At 70.4% G+C, this 5,134-nt stretch carries 7 protein-coding genes and 1 pseudogene; all 8 read left to right on the forward strand.

Annotated elements, in window-relative coordinates:
- Positions 1 to 241: pseudogene (locus G6R25_RS30935) on the forward strand (hypothetical protein); the annotation flags it as partial.
- 42 nt (positions 242 to 283) lie between these two features.
- Positions 284 to 1,204: an ABC transporter ATP-binding protein gene (locus tag G6R25_RS21175; protein ID WP_136449512.1), complete on the forward strand. Its 921-nt coding sequence runs from the start codon at positions 284 to 286 to the stop codon at positions 1,202 to 1,204.
- On the forward strand, positions 1,201 to 2,934 hold the full coding sequence (locus G6R25_RS21180) for an ABC transporter permease (protein ID WP_163554317.1): 1,734 nt from the start codon (positions 1,201 to 1,203) through the stop codon (positions 2,932 to 2,934). The genes G6R25_RS21175 and G6R25_RS21180 overlap by 4 nt, the downstream gene beginning before the upstream one ends.
- A gap of 35 nt (positions 2,935 to 2,969) precedes the next feature.
- Positions 2,970 to 3,491 (forward strand): GbsR/MarR family transcriptional regulator, encoded by a 522-nt coding sequence (locus G6R25_RS21185; RefSeq protein ID WP_136449606.1) that lies wholly within the window; start codon positions 2,970 to 2,972, stop codon positions 3,489 to 3,491.
- A gap of 45 nt (positions 3,492 to 3,536) precedes the next feature.
- Positions 3,537 to 3,962, forward strand: a complete 426-nt coding sequence (locus G6R25_RS21190; RefSeq protein ID WP_163554318.1) for an ester cyclase — start codon at positions 3,537 to 3,539, stop codon at positions 3,960 to 3,962.
- Positions 3,959 to 4,666 (forward strand): TetR/AcrR family transcriptional regulator, encoded by a 708-nt coding sequence (locus tag G6R25_RS21195; protein ID WP_205447312.1) that lies wholly within the window; start codon positions 3,959 to 3,961, stop codon positions 4,664 to 4,666. The genes G6R25_RS21190 and G6R25_RS21195 overlap by 4 nt, the downstream gene beginning before the upstream one ends.
- Entirely contained in the window at positions 4,663 to 4,815 is a 153-nt protein-coding gene (locus G6R25_RS21200; protein WP_163554320.1) for a hypothetical protein, read from the forward strand. Before G6R25_RS21195 ends, G6R25_RS21200 begins: the two co-directional genes overlap by 4 nt.
- A gap of 115 nt (positions 4,816 to 4,930) precedes the next feature.
- A complete protein-coding gene (locus tag G6R25_RS21205; protein WP_163554321.1) occupies positions 4,931 to 5,116 on the forward strand; it encodes a hypothetical protein in 186 nt (61 codons plus the stop codon).
- Positions 5,117 to 5,134: the final 18 nt, after the last annotated feature.

Raw genomic sequence — 5,134 nt, forward strand, 5'->3', positions numbered from 1 at the left:
TCGGCTCTCGCACCGTCCACATCCTCGGGGTCACCCCCCACCCCGACAGACCGTGGACCACCCCATCGCCGACCTCACCCAGGAACGGATCAACCGCCAACCCGTCCTCGACGGCCTGATCAACGAATACGAACAAGCCGCCCAAAACCCCAGGTCAACACCAGTGGCCGAGTTCTGGCACCCAACAGGCGGCACAGCTTCGAGCATCGAACCTGACCCGACGTCAGGTTCATGCACTTAAAATCATTCACAACTTTGTGAAACTCGTGTAGGTTGCCGTTCCATGACGATCGCTATCTCGATCTCCGGGCTGGTGAAGGCATTCGGCCGGAGCCGCGCGCTGGACGAGTTGGACCTGTCCGTCGACGCCGGCGAGGTGCACGGGTTCCTGGGCCCGAACGGCGCGGGCAAGTCGACGACGATCCGAGTCCTGCTCGGCCTGCTGCAGGCGGATGCCGGGCAGGCACGCCTGCTCGGCGGTGATCCGTGGCACGACGCGGTGGATCTGCATCGACGGCTCGCCTACGTCCCAGGCGACGTGAACCTCTGGCCAGATCTGACCGGCGGCGAGTCGATCGACCTGCTCGGGGCACTGCGCGGCGGGCTGGACCCGAGGCGCCGCGACCAGCTCGTCGACCAGTTCCAGCTCGACTCGAGCCGGAAGACGCGAACGTACTCGAAGGGCAACCGGCAGAAGGTCGCCGTCGTGGCGGCCTTCGCCCGCGACGCCGAGCTCTACATCCTGGACGAGCCAACCTCCGGGCTGGACCCGCTGATGGAGGCAGCCTTCCAGCAGTGCGTGCGGGAGGTGAGAGAACGCGGCGCGACCGTCCTGCTCTCCAGCCACATCTTCGCCGAGGTGGAAGCCCTCTGTGACCGGGTGAGCATCATCCGCCGGGGCCGGACGGTGGAGTCGGGAACGCTCACCGAGCTGCGCCATCTGACCCGGACCTCGGTCTCGGTGGAGACCACGCGCCCGATCACCGGCCTGGCCGAACTGCTGGGCGTGCACGACGCGGACATCCATGACGTCACGGGCGACGGCGGGACGACCCGCGCGACCTTCGAGGTGGATACCGGCGCGTTGGACCGCGTGCTCAGGCATCTGACCCGCTTCGAGATACGGACGCTGACCAGCGCCCCACCCTCGCTGGAGAAGTTGTTCATGCGCCACTACGGCGACGAACCGGCGGCCGCGCGATGAAGCCCCTGCCCGAGCTCACCGCTTCGACCGTCGGCCCCGACACCGGCCTCGACACCGGCTCAGCCGCCGGTCGCGCCGCCCCTGCGTCCCCCGGGGTGACGACGAACATCGCTGGAACGGCACGGCTCGTCCGGCTCGCCCTGCGCCGCGACCGCGCGAAACTGCCGATCTGGCTTCTGGGCACCACGGTCCTTCTTGCCGTCTCCCTGTCGGCCACGAGGGAGCAGTACCCGACCGAGGCCGACCGACTCGACGTCCTGCGCAGCGCCGCCGACAGCCCGGCGCTGCTGCTGATGCGCACCGCTCCCACCGGGGCGAGCACCGGCGCTCTGGCGATGTTCCAGGTGCTCACGCCCCTCGCCGTGCTCGCGGGCTTCATGAGCACCCTGGCGGTCGTGCGCCACACCCGGCAGAACGAGGAGACCGGCCGCGCGGAGATGATCGGGGCCACGGCAGTGGGGCGGTACGCAGGCCTCGCCGCCGCGCTCGGTGTCGCCGCCGGCGCCAACCTCGTGCTGACCGCGCTCGTCGCGCTCACGCTGGCAGGCTTCGGGGAGCCCGCCGCCGGCTCGGTCGCGGCAGGGGCGGCCGTCGGCGTCACCGGCCTGGCTTTCGCGGCGATCGCCGCCGTCACCGCGCAGGTCGCGCAGTCAGCGCGGACGGCGAACGGGATCGCGGCGACCGCGATCGGCGCCGCGTTCGTTGTCCGCGGGCTGGGCGACGCACTCGGCCGAGTAGGCCCGAGCGGCTACACCGTCACCAGCGCGTGGCCGTCCTGGCTGTCGCCGATCGGCTGGGCCACCCAGGTACACCCGTTCGCCGGGGACCGGTGGTGGGTGCTCGCCGCTCCCCTGATGCTGACCTGCGCCGGTGTCATGACGGCCTTCGTGCTGACGGCCCACCGGGACGTCGGGATGGGCATGATCGCGGCTCGGCCGGGACCGGTGCGCGCCGCCGCGCGCCTGCTCAGTCCCCTCGGCCTGGCCTGGCGCCTACAGCGTGGCACGCTGCTCGGCCGCGCCGCGGCCGTCACGGTGCTCGGCGCCGGGGTCGGATCCCTCGGCGGCACGGTCGAAGACGCGCTGGCGGACAACGAAGGCGCCGCGGACACCATCACGAGCCTGAGCGGCGGGGGCGGCGGAGACCTGATCGAGACGTTCTTCGCGGCCATGATGGCGCTGATCGGCGCGATGACGGCGGCGTTCGTCATCCAGGTTCTGCTGCGTCCGCGGACCGAGGAGACAACGGGACGCGCGGAGGTGGTGCTCGCCACCGCGACCGGGCGGCTGCGCTGGTTCGGCGGCCATCTCGTCATCGCCTCGGCCGGAGCTGCGGGACTGCTCGGGCTCGCCGGAGTCTCGATGGGCACGGTGTCCGGGCTGGTCGAGGGTGGGCTCGGGGGGAAGATCACCGAACAGGTTGCCGCCGCATTCGGGTGGCTACCGCCCGCGCTGGTCATCGGCGGGCTGGCCGTCGCGGTGTTCGGCTTCGCGCCCCGGCTGACGGCCAGTCTGGCCTGGGCGGGCTTCACGGCGAGCCTCGTCCTCGGCCAGCTCGGCGATCTGCTGAACCTGCCTCGGACGGTCCGAGACCTGTCCCCGTTCAGCCACGTCCCGGCACTGCCCGCGACCGAGGCGACCGCGACGCCGTTGGTGGTGCTCGCCGCCGTTGCGGTCGCGCTGGGAACGACCGGCACGATCCTGCTGCGCAGGCGCGACGTCCAGGCCTGACCAGAATCTTCAGAAAGTGGTGAAGAATGGCGACGATGGGAGCCCAGGACGAACGAGATGACAAGGCGGTCCGCCGGTTCGTCGAGCATTTCGCCATGATCTTCAGCGACCTGGGGTTTCCCCGGATGCCAGCACGCGTGCTCGGGGCGCTGATGGCGGCCGACGAGCCGGGTCTGCCCGCCGGGGAGATCGGCGAACGGCTCGGCGTCAGCGCGGCGGCCATTTCCGGCGCAGTCCGCTACCTGATGCAGATCGGCTTCGTGGTCCGCGAGCCAGTCCCGGGATCGCGGCGCGACGTGTACCGGATGCCCGACGGCACCTGGTACACGGCGAGCATCCACGGCCGGCCTTACCAGAAGGTTGCCGGCGTCGTGCGGGAGGGTGTGCTCGCCGTCGGTGGTGAGGGCTCGCCGGCGGGTGACCGCCTGGCGGACGCTCGGGACTTCTTCCTGTTCATCCAGGACGAGATGGACGGCCTCCTCGAGCGCTGGGAGCACCGGCGGGCGACGGCCCAGCCGCCCAGCTGGTCGCGCGGGCCGCTTGACATCGACCGGTGACGCCATACACGATAGTTACATCGTAACCAACAGATGAGGAACGTCATGACCCCGACTGCTCGATCGCGGCGGCAACAGACCGTCGCGCACGCGTTCGCCGAGCTGATGAACAGCCACGACCCGGATGCGGTCGATGGTTTCATCGCCGAGAACTACATCAACCACAACGCCTACGTCGGTGACGGACGTGAGGCGAACAGGGCGTTCTGGACGCAGTGGTTCGCCGCGTTCCCGGACACGGAGGTGAGCCTGGACGACGTGCTGGTCGACGGGGACCGGGCGGCCGGCAGATTCACCTACCGGGCGACCTTCCAGGGCCCGTTCCTGGGACTGCCGCCGACCGGCCGGCCGGTGGTCATGCACTCGATCGACATCTGGCGCGTCGCCGACGGCATGGCGGTGGAGCACTGGGACCAGCTCGACGAGCAAGCGTTCTTCGCCCAGCTCACTGGCGAGGCCGACGGTCAGTGACGGCCGACGTGCCGGGCGATTCCGCCGCGACACCGGCGCAGCGGCGCCGGGAGCGGGAACGCGCCGCCGCGCGCGAGTCGATCCTGTCCGCCGCCCGCGGCCTAGCCCGGCGGGAGGGCTGGGACGCGGTGACCATGCGCCGGCTCGCCGAGGAGATCGAGTACTCGGCGAACTTCGCTTACCGCTACTTCACCGGCCGCGACGACATCCTGCTCGCCCTCGTCCGCGACGGCTTCGCCCGCCTACGCGTCGCGATGATCACCGCGGGGCAGTTGATCGCCGGGCCCGCCGCCGCGGCCGTGACCGACCCACCAGGTGGACAGGCCGCGGCGGCGGTGCGGCGGGCCGGGCATGCCTACCTCGACTTCGCCTTGACCGAACCGGACCTGTACCAGCTCATGTACGGCCTCGGCGGGGTGCGCGTGCCCGTCACCGACACGTGGAGCGAAGGGCAAGCCGTCGGCGATGTGCTCACCGACCTGCTCGTCGCCGCCGGAGACGCCCACCCCGAGCAGCACGTCCTGCAGCTGTGGGCCACCGCGCACGGACTGATCGCGCTGCAGGTCGTCGGTCGCGTCGACGTCGAGCCCGCCGCGTTGCACGCCTTGCTCGAGGAGGCGCTGACCGACTGCCTCACCCGTGCTCTGCCCGCACCGGCAACAGCTCGACGGACCATCCGACCTGGCACAAGGAAGCAACCGTGAACAGCCTCGCCACCGCCGCCGCCCTCGTCGCCATCGTGACCGCCGCGATCATCTACGGCACCGACCTGTTCTGCGCGCTCGTTGTGCGCCCCGCGGTGATCGGTGCCACCGACACCTCCGTGGCCGATCTGGTTTCTCTGGAACGCTGACGACTCGTCGGTCCTGCTCTACAGTCCACCGACGGCGAAGCGACTCAGCCGCCTCCAGTCCAACCCGCGCAGCTCGCTGCACCTCAACGACGACGGCGAAGGACACGATTTCGTCGTGCTGACCGGGACGATTGCCTACGCCCCCGACACGCCGCCCGCGCACGAGTACCCCGGCTACGTCGCCAAGTGCGCCGCCTGGATGACGCAGGTGTTCGGCTCGCTCGAACGGTTCAGCTCGATGTTCAGCGCGCCGCTGTTCTTTCACGCCACCAACATGCGCGGCGAATCGGTATCGGCTTGACATACCTGTTCCATCGTC

Origin of the sequence: Candidatus Frankia alpina, assembly GCF_902806485.1 — a bacterium.
Lineage (GTDB): Bacteria > Actinomycetota > Actinomycetes > Frankiales > Frankiaceae > Frankia > Frankia alpina.

Coding starts and splice junctions, on each gene's coding strand:
- G6R25_RS21175 (WP_136449512.1), top strand. CDS start 284: ATGACGATCGCTATCTCGATCTCCGGGCTGGTGAAGGCATTCGGCCGG.
- G6R25_RS21180 (WP_163554317.1), top strand. CDS start 1,201: ATGAAGCCCCTGCCCGAGCTCACCGCTTCGACCGTCGGCCCCGACACC.
- G6R25_RS21185 (WP_136449606.1), top strand. CDS start 2,970: ATGGGAGCCCAGGACGAACGAGATGACAAGGCGGTCCGCCGGTTCGTC.
- G6R25_RS21190 (WP_163554318.1), top strand. CDS start 3,537: ATGACCCCGACTGCTCGATCGCGGCGGCAACAGACCGTCGCGCACGCG.